This is a genomic window from Nonomuraea sp. GTA35 (genome assembly GCF_041950525.1).
Taxonomy (GTDB): Bacteria; Actinomycetota; Actinomycetes; order Streptosporangiales; family Streptosporangiaceae; genus Nonomuraea.
In genome coordinates this window covers 970,735-990,926 of sequence record NZ_JBGNUV010000002.1, presented here as the reverse complement: position 1 = coordinate 990,926, position 20,192 = coordinate 970,735, and the positions used below count along the sequence as shown (strand labels likewise).

The window sequence follows — 20,192 nt, the reverse complement described above, 5'->3', positions numbered from 1 at the left end:
GCCGACCTGGCGGGCAACGGCGCGTACGGCAACGACCCCGACGTGCACGGCAAGTTCGGCATCTTCGGCGGCCGTTACGTGCCCGAGGCGCTCATCCCGGCGCTCGACGAGGTGGCCGCCACCTATGAGAAGGCCAAGAACGACGCGCAGTTCCTGCGCGAGTTCGACCATCTGCTGCGCACGTACGCGGGCCGCCCGACCACGCTGACCGAGGTGCCGCGCTTCAGCGAGCAGGCCGGCGGCGCGCGGATCATCCTCAAGCGCGAGGACCTCACCCACACCGGCGCCCACAAGATCAACAACGTGCTGGGCCAGGCGCTGCTGACCAAGCGGCTGGGCAAGAAGCGGGTGATCGCCGAGACCGGCGCGGGCCAGCACGGCGTGGCCACCGCCACCGCCGCGGCCCTGCTCGGCCTGGAGTGCGTCATCTACATGGGCGCGGTCGACTGCGAGCGCCAGGCGCTCAACGTCGCCAGGATGAAGCTGCTCGGCGCCACCGTGGTGCCGGTCACCAACGGCTCGCAGACGCTGAAGGACGCCATCAACGAGGCCTTCCGCGACTGGGTGACCAACGTCGACACCACCCACTACCTGTTCGGCACCGTGGCGGGCCCGCACCCGTTCCCCGAGATCGTGCGCGACTTCGCGCGCATCATCGGCGTCGAGGCGCGCCGCCAGATGCTGGAGCTGACCGGCAAGCTGCCCGACGCGGTGTGCGCGGCGGTCGGCGGCGGCAGCAACGCGATCGGCATCTTCCACGCCTTCATCGGCGACCAGGACGTGAAGCTGCACGGCTACGAGGCCGCGGGCCACGGCCTGGAGAGCGGCGAGCACGCGCTCACGCTCACCGCCGGCTCGGTCGGCGTGCTGCACGGCTCGCGCACCTACGTCCTGCAGGACGACGAGGGCCAGACGATCGAGTCCCACTCGATCTCCGCCGGGCTCGACTACCCGGGCGTCGGCCCCGAGCACGCCTGGCTGAAGGACTCCGGCCGCGCCACCTACCACGGCGTCACCGACGACCAGGCGATGGCCGCGTTCTCCCTGCTGGCCAGGACCGAGGGCATCATCCCCGCCATCGAGTCCTCCCACGCCCTGGCGGGCGCGCTGGAGCTGGGCCGCGAGCTCGGCCCCGAGGCGACCATCCTGGTCAACCTCTCCGGCCGCGGCGACAAGGACATGGGCACGGCGATGAAGTACTTCAACCTCTAGGATCTCCCGGCGTCCCTCCGATCGCCGACGGCCTGCGCCGGGCCGGCGACTCACCGGCGCGGGGATTCTGGGGCGGGCCCGCGGCAGGGCATCATGGGAAGACTCGACCTTCGAAACGGACAGACATGACGACTCTTCAGACGGTTTTCGCCAAGGCGAAGGCGGACAACCGGGCCGCGCTCGTCGGCTACCTGCCCGCGGGCTTCCCCACCAAGGGTGGCGACGTCGCCGCCGCCGCGGCCCTGGTGGAAGCCGGCTGCGACGTCATCGAGATCGGCCTGCCCTACTCCGACCCGCTCATGGACGGCCCGACGATCCAGGACGCGGTGCACAGGTCGCTGACCAACGGCACGCGCATCGCCGACGTGATGCGCACGGTCGAGGGCGTGGCCGCCACCGGCGCCGCCACGCTCGTCATGACGTACTGGAACCCGATCGACAAGTACGGCGCCGACCGCTTCGCGCGCGACCTGGCCAACGCGGGCGGCGTGGGCACCATCACGCCCGACCTGACGCCCGAGGAGTCCGAGCCGTGGCGGGAGGCGTCCGCGGCGGCGGGCATCGACACGGTGTTCCTGGTCGCGCCCAGCTCGACCGAGCCGCGCATCAAGGCCGTCGTCGACTGCTGCACCGGCTTCGTGTACGCCGCCTCGCTCATGGGCGTCACCGGCGCCAGGGAGACCGTCAACGTCGCCGCCGAGGGCCTGGTCAAGCGGACCAAGGCGCACACGGACCTGCCGGTGTGCGTCGGTCTGGGGGTCGGCACGGGCGCGCAGGCGGCCGAGGTGGCGTCCTACGCCGACGGCGTGATCGTGGGGTCGGCGTTCATCCGCCGCATCCTCGACGCGCCCGACGAGGCGGCAGGGCGCGAGTCCATCGGGGTGCTGGCCAGGGACATGGCCAAGGGCGTGCGCCGCTGAGCGCGGCCTGACACGGTGATCTGACCTGGCGCGGTTCCCCAACGGGGTGCCGCGCTTTACCGTCTATGTCAGACGGTCCCGGAAGGACAGGTCATGCGTCCAGGTCCCGTGTTACTCGCAGCAGCCCTCACCCTCGCGGCCACGGCCATGGCCGCCCCGATCTCCCCGCCGGGCGTGCCCGCGCTCGCCGCGCCGGCCTCTCCGCCGCCGGAGGAGACCCCGGCCGCGCAGCCACCCGCCCCCACCTACGAGCTGCCGTCGCCGGAGGCCCCGCCCGCCGGCACGCCGCAGCCGGGCCCCACCGTGCAGGGGCTGCCGCCCGCACCTGCCCAGGTGGCCGAGCCGATCGCGATCGCGTCGGCGGCCCTGCGCGTGGAGCTGGACCCGGCCTTCCCGCGCGTCCTGCGCTACACCGACCGGGCGAGCGGCGCCACGCTCGGCGGCGGCACGGGGGTTCCCGCCGTCGTGCTGAACGGGCAGCCCAGGCCCGCCGAGGTGCGGCTGACCGGCAACGACGGCGCGACCGCCCGCTACCGGCTGGACCTCGGGGACGGGGTCGCCCTGCGGGCCAGCATCGGGGTCAAGGGCAGGGTGACGACGTTCGCGATCGACGAGGTGATCGACACCGAGGCGTTCCGGGTCGGCACCATCGACCTGCCCGGCCACGACCTGGTGTCCGTGTCGAGCACGCAGCCGGGCGCGGCCACCGCGTTCACCCGCCTGGACCCGAACTCCACCCGCACCGCCGACGTCTTCGCCCGGGTCACCGCGGACACGGCGGCCGAGGAGACGCCGGTCGGGGCGACGTACGCGATCGTGCACACCGACCGGCTGGCCGCCGCCGTCGAGACGAACTCCACCTACGACCGCCCGTCCGGCGCGACCGACCGGGACGCGGCCCGGCTCTGGCACCAGGCCAGGAAGGACCCGGACGGCACGGTGCGGGTGGGCGTCTGGAGCGGCCAGTGGACCCACCGCGCGAGCGGCTCGCCGTTCACCGAGGCCCGCCCGTGGGCCAAGGTCGTGCTCACCCCCGACGCCAACGGCGACGGCACGCTCGACTGGCAGGACGGCGCGATCGCGTTCAGGAGCATCGCGATCAAGGCGCTCGGCGCGGAGGAGACCAGGGACCGGGTGGTCACGCACATCCCGTTCAACTTCTCCAGCCAGGCCACGCACCCGTTCCTGCGCACGCTGGACGACGTCAAGCGCATCTCGCTGGCCACCGACGGGCTCGGGCAGCTCGCCCTGCTCAAGGGCTACCAGTCCGAGGGCCACGACTCCGCGCACCCGGACTACGGCGGCAACCACAACCGCCGCGCGGGCGGCCTGGCAGACCTGAACACGCTGGCCAGGGTGGGCAAGGCGTGGAACGCCACGTTCGGCGTGCACGTCAACGCCACCGAGGCCTACCCCGAGGCGAAGAGCTTCGACGAGCGGCTGGTGGACAAGGACGCCAAGGGCTGGAACTGGCTCGACCAGGCGTACCTGATCGACCAGCGCGGCGACCTGACCAGAGGCACGCTGGCCGCGCGCCTGTCCCGGTTACGGGAGGAGACGGACAGGAACCTGGCGGTGCTGTACGTGGACGTGTTCCGGCCCTTCGGCTGGGTCGCCGACCGCACGCTGGCCGAGCTGCGCGCGCAGGGGTGGCAGGTGACCACGGAGTGGTCGGACAAGCTGGAACGCGCGTCGCTGTGGGCGCACTGGGCCACCGACCTCAACTACGGCGGCGTCACCAACAAGGGGCTGAACTCGCAGATCATCCGGTTCGCGCGCAACCACGAGAAGGACGTCTGGAACGCCCACCCGATCCTGGGCAACGCCCGCATCGTCGAGTTCGAGGGCTGGACGGCGGAGAACGACTTCACCGCCTTCCTCCGCAACATCTGGGAGCACAACCTGCCGGTCAAGTTCCTCCAGCAGCAGCAGATCATGGACTGGAACGCCGACGAGATCGTGTTCACCGGCGGCGTGCGCGGCACGTACCGGGACGGCAGGCGGGAGCTGTTCGCCGGCGGGCGCAAGGTGCTCGACGGCGGCACGTACCTGCTGCCCTGGCACGGCAGGCTCTACCACTACAACCCGGCGGGCGGCGAGAGCACGTGGGAGGCCGACCGGGCGATGAGCGTGTACGAGCTCACCGACCAGGGCCGCGTCCCCGCCGGCACCGTCACCCCGTCGGGCGGGAAGATCACGCTGCGGGCGAAGGCGGGCGTGCCGTACGTGCTCCACCCGGGAAAGGCGCCCAGGCAGGCCGATCCCCGGTGGGGGCAGGGGAGCGGCCTGCGCGATCCGGGCTTCAACGGCGACCGGCTCGGCGGCTGGACCGTCAGCGGGCCTGTGAGCGTGGAGCGCAACGCGCTGGGCCACCGGGTGGCGCTGCTCGGCGGGGGCGCGCAGGCGCGCCTTGAGCAGCCGCTGAGAGGGCTGCGGCCGGGCCGGACCTACACCGCATCCGCGTTCGTCGAGGTGGAGCCGGGCCGGACGCGCGCCACCACGCTGGAGGCGGGCGGGGAGACGGTGACCGTGCTGCGGTCCACGGCCAGGAACTACATCGCCTCCGACGAGAAGCACGACACCTACTTCCAGCGGGTGAAGGTGACGTTCACCGCGTCCGCCCCGTCCACCGTGCTGCGGATCACGGCCGCCGGGGCCGAGGGGCAGGTGCGGGTGGACGACGTGCGCGTCTTCGAGCGGGAGCCGGCCGGCGCGGTGGAGACGTTCGAGTCGGTGGAGCCCGGATGGGGGCCGTTCGTGAAGGGGGACGCGGGCGGGTCGTTCGACGCGCGCACCCACCTGTCGGAGCGGCACGAGCCGTACACGCAGGCCGGCTGGAACGGCAAGACGGTGGACGACGTGCTGAACGGCGACTGGTCGCTGAAGGCGCACGAGGAGCGGCAGGGCCTGATCTACCGTACGGTGCCGCAGACCGCGCGGTTCGAGCCGGGGCGCGCCTACGAGGTGTCCTTCGCCTACCAGAACGCGCTGGCCGGCACCTACCAGTGGGTCACCGGCTACGACAAGGGCGGCGCCGGCGTGGAGACGCGCCGCACGCCGATCCCCGAGCGACGCACCACCGCCCGGTTCAGCGAGCGGGTCGTGGCCGGGTGCGGCGACGTGTGGGTGGGGCTGCGCTCGCTGCAGCCGGAGCCGGCGGGGGCCGACTTCATCCTCGACGACTTCGCCGTCACCGACCTCGGGCCCGCGCCGGACGCGCAGGCGTGCGGGACGCTGGAGGTGACGCCCGCGTCGCCGGCGTTCGAGCAGGGAGCCGTCAACGAGGTCACCACCACGTTCACGAACCTCGAACAGGTGGCGGTCCAGGACGTGGCCGTGCGGCTGGAGGCGCCCGAGGGGTGGACGGTGGAGGGCGACGGCGCCGGCTCGGTGGAGCCCGGCGGGAAGCTGGCCACGACCTGGCGCGTCACGCCGCCCGCCGGCGCGCCGTACGGCACGTACGAGCTGGCGGCCACCGCCTCGTACACGGTCGGTGGCCAGGCACGGACGCTGACCGCCTCCGCGTCCGTGCGCACCCTGCCGCCGCCGCCCGCGGCCGACGCGTACGCCAGTGACCTGGAGTGGGTCAGCGCGGACAACGGCTGGGGCCCGGTGGAGCGCGACCGGTCCAACGGCGACACCGGCGCGGCCGACGGCGGGCCGATCGTCATCGGCGGGCGGGCGTTCGGCAAGGGGCTGGGCACGCATGCGCCCGCCAAAGTGCGTTTCTACCTGGGTGGCCGGTGTACGGCTTTCACGGCCTTCGTCGGTGTTGACGACGTGCAGGCCATGCGGGGGTCGGTGGAGTTCGCCGTGGTGGCCGACGGGGTGGACAAGGCGCGCAGCCCGGTGCTGCGGGCCGCCGACCCGGCGTACGAGCTGAGTGCCGGCCTGGCCGGCGCCCGGTACGTGGACCTCGTGGCCGGCGACGCGGGAGACGGCGTCGGCAACGACCACGCCGACTGGGGCGAGGCCCGGTTCAGGTGTTCCTGAGCTCGGCGTACAGCGGGGACCAGCGGTTGTAGATGCCGGTGGGCACCAGGTAGACGTTCATGGCGACCTGCATGAGCAGCAGGAAGGCGATGTACTGCGCGGTGTTGACCCCCGGTACCGCGTCCACCGGCAGGGCGTAGGCGATGACGACCCGCACCACCGCGTCCAGCAGCAGGCCGACGCCCCACAGGACGCTCGCCACCCGCCAGATGCGGCGGAAGGCGGGCAGCCGCTCCCACAACACGTCCCACGACTCGCGGTTGGGCCCGATCCGGCCCTCCAGGACGAACCGGGTGAACACGAACGCCAGCGGACGCTCCCCGCGCGCGCTGACCAGGAACCACAGGCCCCCGGCCGCCGTGAACCAGCCGTCCTTGGCCAGCAGGAGCCGGGGGTCCTGGACGAGGACGGACACGGCGGCGCTGGCCAGCATCATGACCGTCATGTAGAGGCCCAGCCGGTCGGGCCTGCGGCGGCGTACCAGGTCGGAGACGACGCTGATGCCCGGCACGAACGAGCTGATCACGAACGCGGTGTGGGCCTCGACGCCGCTCGCGCGCAGGACGTAGTAGAGCACCACGGTCAGGCCGACGTCCACGGCCAGCGTGAGGAGCCCCTTCGACCGGGCGCTCATGCGCGGGTCGCCCTGGCGAACAGCGCGGCCAGCTCGTCGGCGTACTCGGCCAGGTCGGCCTCGGGGTCGGCCTCCAGCAGGAACGGCAGCCCGTCCAGCGACCGCTGGACCGTCATCGCCATCACCCGCGTGCTGAACGGCCCGAACTCGCCGCTCTCCTGCCCCCACGCCAGCAGGCGCTCCAGGTGGGCGAGCTGCGACAGGTCCGTGGCAGCGTCCTGCGCCGCCGTGCCGCCCTCCGGGCGGAAGTTGAGGAAGATCTCCGTGGCCGCGCGCATCTCGGCGCGGTGGCCCCCGAGGTACTCCACCAGCGAGCGGATGTACGCCTCCAGCGCGCCGGACGCCGTCCGCTGGGCGCTGACGCGCTCGTGCATGAACCTGCTCAGATCCCCGTAGATGGTGGCGATGGCCTGGCCGATCAGCTCGTCCTTGCCGTCGAAGTGGTACGAGATCAGCCGCGTGCTGCTGAGCCCGGCCCGCTCGGCGATCCGGGCGAAGGACGCCTGGTGGTAGCCGAGCTCGGCGATGGTGGCGATGGTCGCGGCCACGATCTGCGCCCGTCTGGCGGAGCTCGTGACTGACTCGTCCCGTTTTACTTGCATGAGTAATTTTTAACTTAGATGAGTAAATACGGCAACTCTCCCAGCTCGGCGGCGGAAAACTCGCTTAGCTGACGCTTATCCGCGACGTGATGCGATGGAAGCCGGGTACTGTGCGCATCCCGGCGCAGAGACAGAGGAGAACGCTTGTGGCCGCGTCACTACCGTCACCTTGGGCGAGATGGGCGATACCCTGGGTGACGACCGTCGCCCGTTTGATTCTGGGCGGGGTGCTGATCGCGGCGGGTGCGCTCAAGATCGGCAATCCGGCCGACTCCGTCGTGGCGGTCAAGGCCTACCAGTTGCTGCCGGAGTCGATCGCCGTCGCGGTGGGCTACGCCCTGCCGATCCTGGAGATCGTCGTCGGCGTGCTGCTGGTCGTCGGTCTGCTGACCAGGGTGGCCGCGGTGATCGCCGCGCTGCTCATGTTCGCTTTCGTGTTCGGCATCGGCTGGGCGTGGGCGAAGGGCCTGCGGATCGACTGCGGCTGCTTCGGCGGCGGCGGCCAGCTCGGAGCCGGGCAGGAGCCGACCTACCTGCTCGACATCCTGCGCGATTTCGGCCTCGTGCTGCTCGGCGCGTGGGCCGCGCGTTTCCCGCCGGGCCGCTTCGCGCTCGACGGGGCCCTCGGTCTCGGGGGCGACACTCATGATGACGACGAGGGGGACGACTGATGAGCAAGGGCGAGCGTACGAAGACGAAGTCGCAGTCGGCGCGCGACAAGATCAAGGCGCAGCAGGCCGCGCAACGGGCACGCGAGAAGCGCCGCAAGACGGTGACGTACGTGACCGCGGGCGTCGTCGCGGTGGCCGCGGTCGGGCTCGGCTGGTGGTACGCCGCCAGCATCTCGCGCTCGGAGGAGGCCACCGGCGCCCTCGCCCCGATCACCGTGCAGGCCGACGGCACCGCCGTGATGGCGAAGGCCGGCGTCACCGCGCCGGTGGTCGACATCTACGAGGACTTCCAGTGCCCGGCCTGCAAGGAGCTGGAGCGCGTCAGCGGCCAGACCTTCAAGAACCTCGCCGCCGAGGGCAAGGCCAAGGTCGTCTTCCACCCGATCACGATCTTCTCCCAGGACCCGATGAAGTCCAACTCCGTGCGCGCGTCCAACGCCGCCCGGTGCGTCGCCGACGGCAAGCAGTGGCTGGCCTTCCACGACCTGCTCTTCAAGAACCAGCCCTCGGAGAGCGAGGAGGGCTTCAAGGTCGACCAGCTCAAGCAGTGGGGCAAGGAGGCCGGGGTCACCTCGCCCGACTTCGACCAGTGCGTCACGTCCAACAAGAACGCCGACGCGCACCTCGCGTACAGCAAGAAGGTCAGCACGGAGCAGAAGCTCGATCACACGCCGACAGTGAAATTGAACGGCACAGAAATAGACAATCAGGTACTGTTCAGCCCGGCGCAACTGCGCGATGAGATTACGGGGGCGGCTAAGTAGGCTCGCTTCCGCTACCCTCACCTGACATGCCCCTTGCCTCGATTCCCAGCCCTTCCCAAGGGGTCTGGTATCTCGGAATCATCCCGATCCGGGCTTATGCGCTATGCATCGTGCTCGGCGTCATCGTCGCCGTCTGGCTGAGCGAGCGCCGCTGGCGCGCCCGCGGCGGCCAGGCGGGGACGATCATCGACATCGCGGTCCCCGCGGTCATCTTCGGCCTGATCGGCGGCCGCCTCTACCACGTCATCACCGACTGGCAGACCTACTTCGGCAGCCGCGCGATCAAGGAGCCGATCCAGGCCCTGTTCATCTGGGAGGGCGGCCTCGGCATCTGGGGTGCGATCGCGCTCGGCGGCGTCGGAGTCTGGTGGGCCGCGCGCAGGCGCGGCCTGTCCATGACGGCTCTGGCCGACACGATCGCCCCCGGCATCGCCTTCGCGCAGGCCATCGGCCGCTGGGGCAACTGGTTCAACCAGGAGCTGTACGGCTCGCCGACCACGCTGCCGTGGGGCCTGGAGATCGACGTCGACCACGGCGGCGAGCCCGGCGTCCTCTACCACCCGACGTTCCTGTACGAGTCGCTGTGGGACGTCGCGCTCGGCTTCGTGCTCATCTACCTGGGCCGCCGCCTCGCGCTGCACCACGGGCGGCTGTTCGCCCTGTACGTCGCCGGTTACACGCTCGGCCGCTTCTGGATCGAGGGGCTGCGCATCGACCCGGTCGGCGGTGTGGACCACGCGGTGGAGTTCCTCGGGCTGCGGATCAACCAGTGGACCTCGATCGTGCTGTTCATCGGCGCGGTGGTGTACTTCTGGGCGACCAGGAACAAGACGGGCGAGGAGATCGTCGTCCCGCCGTCGGCGCACTACGAGCCCGGCGCGGAGTCCGCCGACCCGGCCCACGCCTCCGGCCAGGCGGATCCCGGCACGGGCGAGTCCTCCACGGGTGAGTCCTCGGCGGGTGAGTCCTCGGCGGGTGAGTCCTCCACGGCCGGCACGCCGGAGAAGGGGGAGGCCGAGGAGCCGAAGAGCCAGGCTTCCGCGCCTGCCGACGAGGCCCGGGCCGACGAGGCCCCGGCGACCCCGGAGGCCGGCGTGTCCGCTGACGAGGCTCCGAAGGCGGAGGCGACCGCCGAGGAGACTCCGGCGAAGGCGGGAACCGCGGGCGACACGCCTTCGGCGGCCGCCGGCGACACCGACGATGACGACGAGGACCGGGCGAAGCTTCCCGACGCCGAGCCCGTGACGAAGGAGAAGAACTCGCGATGAACGGTCGCGCGGAGATCCACCACCAACATCGCGACGTCACCGGAGGCTGGTTGCGGCCCTCGGTGTTCGGCGCGATGGACGGCCTGGTGTCGAACTTCGCGCTCATCGCGGGAGTCGCGGGTGGCACCGCCAACACCAGAGTGATCGCGCTCGGCGGCGTCGCCGGGCTGGCCGCCGGGGCGCTGTCCATGGCGGGCGGGGAGTACGTCTCGGTGGCCAGCCAGCGCGAGCTGGCCCAGGCCGAGATCGCCGTCGAGCGGCGCGAGCTGGCCCGCCACCCCGACGAGGAGCGGGCGGAGCTGGCCCAGACCTTCGTCGACAAGGGCGTGACCCCCGACCTGGCCGCCGAGGTGGCCAGGCAGATCTCCGCGCACCCCGAGCGGGCCCTGGAGGTCCACTCGCGCAACGAGCTGGGCGTCGTCCCAGGGGAGTTGCCGTCGCCGATGGTGGCCGCGGTCTCGTCGTTCCTGTCGTTCGCGGTGGGGGCGGTGCTGCCGCTGATGCCGTACCTGTTCGGGGTCCAGGGGCTGGAGGTCTCGGCGGTGCTCTCGTGCGTGGCGCTGTTCGCGGCGGGGGCGCTGGTCTCCGCCGTGACGGCGCGGAGCTGGTGGTACTCAGGGCTACGCCAGCTCGTGGTGGGCGGCGTGGCGGCGGGCGTCACGTTCGCCCTCGGCAACCTGATAGGCGCGGCGGGGCTGTGATGGCTCGTCGCAGAGGCCCGTCCGGCTCCGGCGGCGGGCGGTCGAACGGCGACCGCTCGGGCCGCGCCCGAGGCACCCGCGCCACCCCGGCCCCCGACGCCCACGCCCCGGGCGCTGACGGCTATGGCTTCCAGCCCTCGCCTGCCGACGGCTGGCCTGCCGCCGACGGCGGCGACCGGCGAGCCCCCGGCACGGACGGTGGCGGCTGGGCGGCTGGTGGCGCGGACAGCGGCGGCTGGACCGGCGGAAGTTGGGCCGGCGGCGGCTGGCAGGGCACAGGCGGGGAATCCGGTCGGCAGACCACAGGCGGCGGCCGGGCAGCGCCGGAGACGGACGGCCACGGCCGGCGTTCGTCCGGCACTGACGCCGGGGGCTGGCCCGTGGCTCCTGGTAACAGGGGAGCGGGCGGCACCGATGCCACCGGTTGGCCCATGGCCGGTGCCCCCAGCGGCGGCCATGCCGCGGGTGGCGCGGATGGTGGCGGTTGGCCCGTGGCGGGTGCTCCCAGCGGCGGTCACGCTGCGGGTGGCGCGGATGGTGGCGGTTGGCCCGTGGCGGGTGCTCCCAGCGGCGGTCACGCTGCGGGTGGCGCGGATGGTGGCGGTTGGCCCGTGGCGGGTGCCCCTAGTGGCGGCCATGCCGCGGGTGGCACGGACGGCGGTGGCTGGCACGCGACCGACGGCGGACGGTCCGGAGCCGACGCGGAGGGTGGCAGGCGGTCGGCGGGGACCCGCAGCGGCCGGAGGGCGGCCCGCTCACGCGGCTCGCGATCCGCGGAGCCGGCCAGCGGCGACCGGCAGGCCACTGACGCGGACAGCAGCGGTTGGCCGGCCACGGGCACGAACGGCGGCGGCGTCTCCCCGGCAGGGGAGGCCGACGGCACCTGGTCCCAGGCTGACGGCACCTGGCCGCCGAGAGACCTGCCCCACGTGCGGCCGGCGAGGAAGGCCCCGACCGGCGGACGCTCGGGGAACGATCGTCGCCGGACCACCGACGGAGGTGCTGACGCCGACGGGGCCGCAGGTGCCGACGCGGCCATGTGGGGCGATGAGGCCGCACAAGGCCATGAGACCGAACGGGGCCGTGCGTCCCGGCGAGGCCGTGAGAAGACCGGACGCGGCCAGGAGACTGGGCGGGGTCTGGAGACCGGACGGGGTCACGAGACCGGACGGGGCCATGAGGCCGGAGAGGGCGATGGAGCCGGGAGGGGAGATGGAGCCGAGCCGACCGTGGTGACGTCCCGGAAGCGGCGCCGTACCCCTCGCTCGGACTGGCAGTTCCCGCTGCTCACCGACTGGGGTTTCCGCCCGGAGCAGCAGCGGCTGATGGTCATCATCGCCACGGTCGTCGCCGTGCTGGCAGGCGGGACGGGCCTGGTGGTGGCCATCACCAGCCTGGGCACGTACTCGCCCGAACAGCAGGCCAGCGCCACCGTGCTCGGCCCCGACACGGCCGTGCCCCAGGTCTTCCACGGGTGGGGCTCGCCGAAGCTGTTCGAACCCCTCGGTGAACGGGCCAAGGACGGGAAGGCGCTGACCGAGAAGGAGGTGTTCAGCGAGGGCGAGCTCGCCGTCACCAAGAAGCTCAAGCTCAAGCTCGTCGCCAAGCAGCTCGACGCCGACTGCTCGGCCGCGCTGTGGGGCGCCACCCTCCTCGAACGGGTCTCGGACGCAGGATGCACCCAGGCCGCCCGCGGCCTGTACGCCAGCTCCGACGGCCGGTACGTCGGCCAGTACACGCTACTCAACCTCAAGGACGGCACGTCGGCCGCCGAGCTGGTCGAATCGTTGAAGACCCTTTACCGGGGCGGCTGGGCACTTCCCCTGACCTCCTCCAAGGCGTCCTTCCCCGCAGGCGGCTACTCCGAGGCGGGCGGCTACGCGCTGGGCCACTACGTCGGGCTGGTGTGGATCGGCAAGGTGGACGGCGCGGATCCCACCACCAAGGACGACTTCGTCTCCCTCACCCTGGCCCTGCGCGGGGCGGAGAAGGCCGTCTACCGCCGCGTCGTCGCGATCACGGGATCGGCCTCCTGATGGCACGGACCAGCACCGGGCCAACCCCCTCCGACGACCCGGCCTCGGTACCGGAGCCGCCTCCAGGCGACCCGTGGGAAGAGGAGCGCAGCCACCGCTCCAAGCCCCGGCTCCTCGTCATCGCCGCCGTCATCGTCGTCGCAGCGGCCGTCGGCGTCGGCGGATGGTTGTGGCTGGGGCGCGAGCAGCCCCGCCCCGCCACCTTCCACGCCGAGCCCACCTCCGCCTTCTACACCGCCATCGACACCCGCCAGAACGACGCCGCCCCGCTGACCCTCCAGGAGGTCTTCACCCAGGACGGCAAGACCCTGGGCAAGATGAGCCTGGTCGCCACCCGCGAGTTCACCGACTGCGACGAGGCCCTCTGGGGTGCCACGGCCCCCGGGTGCACGCAGGCGCTCCAGGCCACGTACCAGGGCGGGTCCATGGCGGGCCAGTTCGTCATCTTCAACCTCGGCGACGGGCGCGCCGCCGACGCGCTGGTGGCGGCGCTGCGCAAGGACGGGTTCGTACGGCAGGACATCGCGTTCGAGGCCACCGGCAGCCGGGCGCAGGCTCGCGCGATGGGGCACTACGTGACGGTGAGCTGGGTCGGCGGCACGGCTTCCGCACAGGACCTGGTCACGGCCCCCGCGCAGGAGCTGGTCACGGCTCTCGTCGCCCTCGACGGCCTCGGCCGCGTGGTCCAGGGCCGCATCATCGCCGCCGTCTGAGCCGCCGTCTGAGCCGCCGTCTGAGCCGCCGTCTGACCCCGCCCCCGGCCCGGCGGTACGTGCGGCGTGATCCGGCCGTGCACTTCTCGCACCGGAGCGTTGCGTGGCGCGACTCAGCGGTGCTCTTGTGCCTTCCAGGGCCACGGAGCCTCATCGGTGCGTGATGCTCTTGGGCCCACGGTGATCCCTGGGCGGGGTGATGTGACGTCGGTGGCCGGTGTGGAGCGCTGCCTCAGGAGGTGGTGCCGGTCAAGGCATTGACCGTGGTGGCGACCGCGTCCCGGAGGGCGGACAGGCGGTGGAGGGGGGCCTCCAGCGGGGTCAGGTCGTCGGACCAGTCGGCCGCCTCCCGGATCAGGGCGCGGGCCTCGTTCTTGGTGAGCGTCGTGCCCTGCGCCCTGGCCAGCGCGATGAGGGCCTCGCGCCACGTGTTGGCCAGTTTGGCGTGGGCGTTGTCCATGATCCGGCGCAGCACCGTGTCGGCGTCGCCCTCGGGCTGCGGCAGGCGTACGACGTCCAGTACGCCCTCGCCGGCCGCGTCGAGCGCGTACACGGGCGACAGCGCCGCGGGCAGGCGCGGCGCGAGCCCCGGGCCCACGACACGGACCTGAGCCGCGCGGCAGGCCAGCAGGAGGCGGGGGAGTGCGGACTCCAGGCCGGCCGGGACGGCCACGGCCACCCGGGCGGGCGCGGCGGCGTACGGTTTGGCGAGCCAGGTCAAGAGCTTGACCCGAGGCTGGTTCAGGGACTTGGGCCAGTCGCCCACCAGAAGCTCGGCCTCGAACCCGGCCAGCGCGGAGAGGGCCGCGTCTGCGTCCGTGACGCGCGCCTGGGCCGCCGAGGACGCTGACACCGCCTCCGCCCCCTTGACCTGGGCCTTCGCGGTCTCAGGCGGCGCCGTGGCGGCCTCACCCCGGGAATCCCCCGGCTGGGGCTTCGCGGCGCTCTCCACGGCCTGCGGGCCCTGGGTGTAGATGGCGGTGGCCTGGCGGCTCAGGCGGGACTGGACGGCCGGGCGGGTCTTGGTGGTGGGGCGGAGGATGTACAGGTCGGCGGCGGAGCCGATGGCTTCTGCCCCGAAATATCGGTTGAAGTCGGGGTAGATCGCTTCGTACGTGAGGTTGAGCTCCGACAGTTCCTGCTGCACCTTGAAGGCCAGCAGCGGCGTGCGCTCGCTGGCCCCGTACGCCAGCAGCACCCGCCCCCCGTCCTTCAGCCCTTCGACGGCGCGCGCCACGAACAGGCCCGTGCCCTCCGGCGTGTACGGCGGGTCGGTGAGGGCCAGGTCGTGGTCCCTGGCCGACGGGGGCAGGCCGAGGCGCAGGTCGGCCCAGCGGGTGCGGACGCCCAGCCGCTGCTCGTCGATGTAGGCCAGGATGCGCTCGTCGACGTCGACCACGGTCACGTCCGTCTGGGGATGCACGAGCTTGACCGCCAGCGAGGTCAGGTCGTGGTCGCCCACGCAGAGCAGGCGCGCCCCCGGCAGCCAGAAGCGAGCCCCCAGCAGCAGCGCCCGGCGCAGCACCGTCTCCGGCGTGGCCGAGACGTGGTCGAGCACGTGGCGGGCGCGCGGGGCCTTGGCGATGAGGGTGGTGAGCCGGTCGAGGGCGGGGGCGTAGTGCGGCAGCAGGTGGGCCACCGGGTCCTCGGGGGGCGGGGCGACGGCGACGAGATCCTGGTAGGCGGGTGTGTCGGCGAGCGGGACGCGGAAGCGGTCGCCGTCGCGCTCCAGCACCAGCTCGCGCAGCAGGGCCTCGACCGTGCGCCGGGACGTGGCCGTATCCCTGACCAGATCGGCCAGGGTCCACCACCGGCCGTCGCACACCAGGGCGAGGGCGTGCCTCAGCCGCCTGCTGTCGGCTCCGGCCTCGGTGAGCAGGCGCTCGACCCCGTCACGCTCCATGACCCAAACCCTATCGGCTCGCGGACACTCGCTCCCCCTGGCGGAAATCGCCGCATCGGCCGGGAATTTCGGCGGCCAGACTCAGGGTTTGGGATAGGGAGTTCGGATGTCGAGATGGGCGCGAAAGTTCGTAATGCGGACGCGGCGGGCACCATTCCGGCAGGGTGAGGTAACCTCTACCCACGATATGCAGCAGGGCCAACGTCGTCCCTCGCCTGTGAAGCAGTTCTAGACAGACGAAGACGACGGGAGGGATTCAATGCCTGCTGCCCACCTCGGGTTCCCCGAGCCCCAGGGCCTGTACCACCCCGCCAACGAGCACGATGCCTGCGGTGTCGCCATGGTTGCCGACGTCGCCGGGCGCCGTGATCACGGCATCGTGGTCAAGGCGCTGACGGCGCTGTGCAATCTTGATCATCGGGGGGCCAAGGGTAGCGAGCCGGACACCGGCGACGGAGCCGGGATCCTGACGCAGATCCCCGATGGGTTCTACCGGGCGGTCGTGCCGTTCACGCTGCCCGAGGCCGGTGCGTACGCCACCGGCATCGCCTTCCTGCCGTTCGACGGCGAGGCCAGGGCCACGGCCGTGCGCCTGATCGAGGAGATCGCCGCCGAGGAGGGCCTGACCGTGCTCGGCTGGCGCGAGACGCCGGTCGACCGGGACCTACCGGGGCCGAGCGCCCGGGCGGTCATGCCGCACTTCGCCCAGCTCTTCGTGTCCGACCCCGAGGGGCGCACGGGGCTGGAGCTGGACCGGCTCGCGTTCTGCCTGCGCAAGCGGGCCGAGCACGAGGCCGACGTGTACTTCCCCTCGCTGTCGTCCCGGACGGTCGTCTACAAGGGCATGCTCACGCCCGACCAGGTCGAGCCGTTCTTCCCCGACCTGAGCGACGAGCGTTACGAGACCGCGATCGCGCTGGTGCACTCGCGCTTCTCCACCAACACGTTCCCGAGCTGGCCGCTGGCCCACCCGTACCGGTACATCGCCCACAACGGCGAGATCAACACGGTCAAGGGCAACCGCAACTGGATGCGGGCCCGCGAGGCGATGCTGGCCTCCGCCCACATTCCGGGCGATATTTCGCGACTTTTCCCCATCTGTGACCCGGATGGCAGCGACACCGCCAGCTTCGACGAGGCCCTGGAGCTGCTGCACATCGGCGGCCGGAGCCTGCCGCACGCCGTCCTGATGATGATCCCCGAGGCGTGGGAGAACCACACCGAGATGGACCCGGCGCGCCGGGCCTTCTACGAGTTCCACTCCACGATGATGGAGGCCTGGGACGGCCCCGCCTCGATCACGTTCACCGACGGCACCCTGGCCGGCGCCGTGCTCGACCGCAACGGCCTGCGCCCCGGGCGCTTCTGGGTGACCGCCGACGGCCTGGTCGTGCTGGCCTCCGAGGCCGGCGTGCTGGACATCAAGCCCGAGGACGTGGTCCGCAAGGGCCGCCTGCAGCCGGGCCGCATGTTCCTCATCGACACCGCCCGCGGCAAGATCATCGAGGACGACGAGATCAAGGCCGAGCTCGCCGCCGAGCTCCCGTACTCCGACTGGCTGCACGCCGGTCTCGTCCGCTTCGAGGAGCTGCCCGCGCGGCAGCGCGAGATCCCCACCCACGAGGCGCTCGTCAAGCGGCAGCAGACCTTCGGCTACACCGAGGAAGAGCTGCGCATCATCCTGTCGCCGATGGCCAAGACCGGCATCGAGCCGATCGGCTCCATGGGCACCGACACGCCCGTCGCCGTGCTGAGCGAGAAGCCTCGCCTGCTGTTCGACTACTTCACGCAGCTGTTCGCGCAGGTCACGAACCCGCCGCTGGACGCCATCCGCGAGGAGCTGGTCACCTCCCTGGCCAGCACCCTCGGGCCCGAGGGCAACCTGCTGGACCCGGGGCCGAGCTCCTGCCGCCAGCTCGTGCTGCCGTACCCGGTGATCGACAACGACGAGCTCGCCAAGATCATCCACATCAACGACGAGCACGACCTGCCGGGCTTCCACCCGTACGTCATCAGCGGCCTGTACGAGGTCGCCGGCGGCGGCCAGGCGCTGCTGCGGCGGCTGGAGGAGATCAGGGCCGAGGCGTCCCAGGCGATCGCCGACGGCGCGCGCATCATCGTGCTGTCCGACCGCGGCTCCTCCGACGCGCTCGCGCCGATCCCGTCGCTGCTGCTGACGGGCGCGGTGCACCACCACCTGATCCAGGAGAAGACGCGCACCAAGATCGGCCTGGTCATCGAGACCGGCGAGGCGCGCGAGTGCCACCACATGGCGCTGCTGATCGGCTACGGCGCCGCGGCGATCAACCCGTACCTCGCGATCGAGACGATCGAGGACCTGGTCGACGCCGGCGCGCTGCAGATGGACAAGCACAAGGCCGTCCGCAACCTGATCAAGGCGTATGGCAAGGGCGTCATCAAGGTCATGTCCAAGATGGGCGTGTCCACGGTCGCCTCCTACACCGGCGCGCAGATCTTCGAGGCGCTCGGCCTGAGCCAGGAGGTCATCGACTCCTGCTTCACCGGCACCACCTCCCGCCTCGGCGGCGTCGGCTTCGACGTGCTGGCCGAGGAGGTCGCGCAGCGCCACCGCCACGCCTACCCGCGCGTGGAGAACGCCCACCGCAGGCTCCAGGTCGGCGGCGAGTACCAGTGGCGGCGCGAGGGCGAGCCGCACCTGTTCAACCCCGAGACCGTCTTCAAGCTGCAGCACGCCACCCGGACCCGCCGCTACGAGATCTTCAAGGAGTACACGAACCTCGTCGACTCCCAGGCGGAGCGGCTGATGACCCTGCGTGGCCTGTTCAAGCTGCGCAAGGGCAACCCGATCCCCATCGAGGAGGTCGAGCCCGTCTCGGAGATCGTCAAGCGGTTCTCCACGGGCGCGATGTCGTACGGCTCCATCTCGATGGAGGCGCACGAGACGCTCGCCATCGCGATGAACCAGCTCGGCGGCAAGTCCAACACCGGTGAGGGCGGCGAGGACCCCGAGCGCCTGTACGACCCGGCCCGCAGGTCGGCGATCAAGCAGGTGGCCTCCGGCCGGTTCGGCGTCACCTCCGAGTACCTGGTCAACGCCGACGACCTGCAGATCAAGATGGCCCAGGGCGCCAAGCCCGGCGAGGGCGGCCAGCTCCCCGGCCACAAGGTCTACCCGTGGATCGCCAAGACCAGGCACTCCACGCCCGGCGTCGGCCTCATCTCGCCGCCGCCGCACCACGACATCTACTCGATCGAGGACCTGGCACAGCTCATCCACGACCTGAAGAACTCCAACCCGGAGGCCAGGGTCCACGTGAAGCTGGTCGCCGAGGTCGGCGTCGGCACGGTCGCCGCCGGCGTGTCGAAGGCGCACGCCGACGTGGTGCTCATCTCCGGGCACGACGGCGGCACCGGCGCCTCGCCGCTGACGTCGCTCAAGCACGCGGGCGCCCCGTGGGAGCTCGGCCTGGCCGAGACCCAGCAGACGCTGCTGCTGAACGACCTGCGCGACCGCATCGTCGTCCAGGTGGACGGCCAGCTCAAGACCGGCCGCGACGTCGTCATCGCCGCGCTGCTGGGCGCCGAGGAGTACGGCTTCGCCACCGCTCCGCTGGTCGTCTCCGGCTGCGTCATGATGCGCGTCTGCCACCTCGACACCTGCCCGGTGGGCGTGGCCACGCAGAACCCCGAGCTGCGCAAGCGCTTCACCGGCAAGCCCGAGTTCGTGGTGAACTTCTTCGAGTTCATCGCCGAGGAGATCCGCGAGTACCTCGCCGAGCTGGGCTTCCGCTCGCTCGACGAGGCGATCGGGCACGCCGAGATGCTCGACATGACGGCGGCCGAGGACCACTGGAAGGCCAGCGGCCTGGACCTGTCGCCGATCCTGCACCAGCCGGAGCTGCCCGCGGGCACCCCGCTGCGCCGCACGGTCGAGCAGGACCACGGGCTGCAGCACGCGCTGGACAACACGCTCATCCAGCTCGCCGAGGGCGCCATCGACGACGGCACCCCGGTCACGCTGGAGCTGCCCATCCGCAACGTGAACCGCACGGTCGGCACCATGCTCGGCTACCAGGTCACCAAGCGGCACGGCGGCAAGGGGCTGCCCGACAACACGATCGACATCTCGTTCACCGGCTCGGCGGGCAACTCGTTCGGCGCGTTCGTGCCGCGCGGGGTCACGCTCCGGCTGGCCGGCGACGCCAACGACTACCTCGGCAAGGGCCTGTCCGGCGGGCGGATCACCCTCCGGCCGCACGACGAGGCCCCGCTCGACGGCCACATCATCGCCGGCAACGTCGCCCTGTACGGCGCCACGTCCGGCGAGGTGTTCGTCCGCGGCGTCGTGGGCGAGCGGTTCTGCGTGCGCAACTCCGGCGCCACGGCGGTCGTGGAGGGCGTGGGCGACCACGGCTGCGAGTACATGACCGGCGGCAAGGTCGTGGTGCTCGGCCAGACCGGGCGCAACTTCGCGGCCGGCATGTCGGGCGGCATCGCGTACCTGCTGGACCTCAAGCCCGAGCGGGTCAACCGCGAGATGGTCGCCATCGAGGCGCTCACCGAGCAGGACACCGAGTTCCTCAAGGAGACGGTCGAGAAGCACTTCGCGGAGACCGGCTCGCCGGTCGCCAAGGCGCTGCTGGCCGACTGGGACGAGGCGCTCGCCAGGTTCGGCAAGATCATGCCGACCGACTACAAGAGGGTGCTGGAGGCCGCCGAGGCCGCCCGCATCGAAGGCAGGGACATCGACGAGGCCGTCATGGCGGCCGCGGTTAAGGGATAAGGGAGGCGTA

General features: G+C 71.8%; 13 protein-coding genes. 10 read left to right on the top strand and 3 right to left on the bottom strand.

Annotated features, from left to right (window positions below):
* Positions 1-6 precede the first annotated feature (6 nt).
* From trpB to ACBJ32_RS11160, 3 genes are all read left to right on the top strand, one after another.
* Positions 7-1,212: a tryptophan synthase subunit beta gene (gene trpB / locus ACBJ32_RS11170; RefSeq protein WP_357867047.1), complete on the top strand. Its 1,206-nt coding sequence runs from the start codon at positions 7-9 to the stop codon at positions 1,210-1,212.
* A 125-nt stretch (positions 1,213-1,337) separates the two neighbouring features.
* Positions 1,338-2,132, top strand: coding sequence for a tryptophan synthase subunit alpha (gene trpA / locus ACBJ32_RS11165; RefSeq protein ID WP_375126641.1), 795 nt, complete (start codon positions 1,338-1,340; stop codon positions 2,130-2,132).
* 93 nt (positions 2,133-2,225) lie between these two features.
* Complete coding sequence (locus ACBJ32_RS11160) at positions 2,226-6,125, top strand: endo-alpha-N-acetylgalactosaminidase family protein (protein ID WP_375126640.1); 3,900 nt, start codon at positions 2,226-2,228, stop codon at positions 6,123-6,125.
* Here ACBJ32_RS11160 and ACBJ32_RS11155 read toward each other — a convergent pair.
* Both ACBJ32_RS11155 and ACBJ32_RS11150 read right to left on the bottom strand, forming a co-directional pair.
* Entirely contained in the window at positions 6,112-6,759 is a 648-nt protein-coding gene (locus ACBJ32_RS11155; RefSeq protein ID WP_375126639.1) for a VC0807 family protein, read from the bottom strand. The two genes, ACBJ32_RS11160 and ACBJ32_RS11155, sit on opposite strands and share 14 nt — an antisense overlap.
* Positions 6,756-7,361 (bottom strand): TetR/AcrR family transcriptional regulator, encoded by a 606-nt coding sequence (locus ACBJ32_RS11150; RefSeq protein ID WP_357866099.1) that lies wholly within the window; start codon positions 7,359-7,361, stop codon positions 6,756-6,758. Before ACBJ32_RS11150 ends, ACBJ32_RS11155 begins: the two co-directional genes overlap by 4 nt.
* Positions 7,362-7,555: 194 nt before the next feature.
* Here ACBJ32_RS11150 and ACBJ32_RS11145 point away from each other — a divergent pair, with 194 nt between their 5' ends.
* From ACBJ32_RS11145 to ACBJ32_RS11120, 6 genes are all read left to right on the top strand, one after another.
* On the top strand, positions 7,556-8,032 hold the full coding sequence (locus tag ACBJ32_RS11145) for a MauE/DoxX family redox-associated membrane protein (protein ID WP_357866100.1): 477 nt from the start codon (positions 7,556-7,558) through the stop codon (positions 8,030-8,032).
* Positions 8,032-8,796 carry a DsbA family protein gene (locus tag ACBJ32_RS11140; RefSeq protein ID WP_375126638.1) on the top strand — a complete coding sequence of 255 codons (765 nt, stop codon included), beginning with the start codon at positions 8,032-8,034 and terminating at the stop codon, positions 8,794-8,796. The genes ACBJ32_RS11145 and ACBJ32_RS11140 overlap by 1 nt, the downstream gene beginning before the upstream one ends.
* Positions 8,797-8,822: 26 nt before the next feature.
* Complete coding sequence (gene lgt, locus ACBJ32_RS11135; protein ID WP_375126637.1) at positions 8,823-10,064, top strand: prolipoprotein diacylglyceryl transferase; 1,242 nt, start codon at positions 8,823-8,825, stop codon at positions 10,062-10,064.
* Complete coding sequence (locus tag ACBJ32_RS11130; protein ID WP_357866104.1) at positions 10,061-10,765, top strand: VIT1/CCC1 transporter family protein; 705 nt, start codon at positions 10,061-10,063, stop codon at positions 10,763-10,765. Before lgt ends, ACBJ32_RS11130 begins: the two co-directional genes overlap by 4 nt.
* 1,229 nt (positions 10,766-11,994) lie before the next feature.
* On the top strand, positions 11,995-12,801 hold the full coding sequence (locus tag ACBJ32_RS11125; protein ID WP_375126636.1) for a hypothetical protein: 807 nt from the start codon (positions 11,995-11,997) through the stop codon (positions 12,799-12,801).
* Complete coding sequence (locus ACBJ32_RS11120) at positions 12,801-13,514, top strand: hypothetical protein (RefSeq protein ID WP_375126635.1); 714 nt, start codon at positions 12,801-12,803, stop codon at positions 13,512-13,514. Before ACBJ32_RS11125 ends, ACBJ32_RS11120 begins: the two co-directional genes overlap by 1 nt.
* Before the next feature lie 232 nt (positions 13,515-13,746).
* On the opposite strand, the gene ACBJ32_RS11115 is transcribed toward ACBJ32_RS11120, so the two are convergent.
* Positions 13,747-15,417, bottom strand: a complete 1,671-nt coding sequence (locus ACBJ32_RS11115; RefSeq protein WP_375126634.1) for a bis-aminopropyl spermidine synthase family protein — start codon at positions 15,415-15,417, stop codon at positions 13,747-13,749.
* A 259-nt stretch (positions 15,418-15,676) separates the two neighbouring features.
* On the opposite strand from ACBJ32_RS11115, the gene gltB reads away from it, so the two are divergent.
* Entirely contained in the window at positions 15,677-20,182 is a 4,506-nt protein-coding gene (gene gltB / locus ACBJ32_RS11110; RefSeq protein WP_375126633.1) for a glutamate synthase large subunit, read from the top strand.
* The last annotated feature ends 10 nt before the right edge of the window (positions 20,183-20,192 follow it).

Bases quoted from the DNA above. Each gene is read 5' to 3' on its own strand.
- trpA (WP_375126641.1), top strand. From the start codon at position 1,338: ATGACGACTCTTCAGACGGTTTTCGCCAAGGCGAAGGCGGACAACCGG.
- ACBJ32_RS11160 (WP_375126640.1), top strand. From the start codon at position 2,226: ATGCGTCCAGGTCCCGTGTTACTCGCAGCAGCCCTCACCCTCGCGGCC.
- ACBJ32_RS11155 (WP_375126639.1), bottom strand. From the start codon at position 6,759: ATGAGCGCCCGGTCGAAGGGGCTCCTCACGCTGGCCGTGGACGTCGGC.
- ACBJ32_RS11150 (WP_357866099.1), bottom strand. From the start codon at position 7,361: ATGCAAGTAAAACGGGACGAGTCAGTCACGAGCTCCGCCAGACGGGCG.
- ACBJ32_RS11140 (WP_375126638.1), top strand. From the start codon at position 8,032: ATGAGCAAGGGCGAGCGTACGAAGACGAAGTCGCAGTCGGCGCGCGAC.
- lgt (WP_375126637.1), top strand. From the start codon at position 8,823: ATGCCCCTTGCCTCGATTCCCAGCCCTTCCCAAGGGGTCTGGTATCTC.
- ACBJ32_RS11130 (WP_357866104.1), top strand. From the start codon at position 10,061: ATGAACGGTCGCGCGGAGATCCACCACCAACATCGCGACGTCACCGGA.
- ACBJ32_RS11120 (WP_375126635.1), top strand. From the start codon at position 12,801: ATGGCACGGACCAGCACCGGGCCAACCCCCTCCGACGACCCGGCCTCG.
- ACBJ32_RS11115 (WP_375126634.1), bottom strand. From the start codon at position 15,417: ATGGAGCGTGACGGGGTCGAGCGCCTGCTCACCGAGGCCGGAGCCGAC.
- gltB (WP_375126633.1), top strand. From the start codon at position 15,677: ATGCCTGCTGCCCACCTCGGGTTCCCCGAGCCCCAGGGCCTGTACCAC.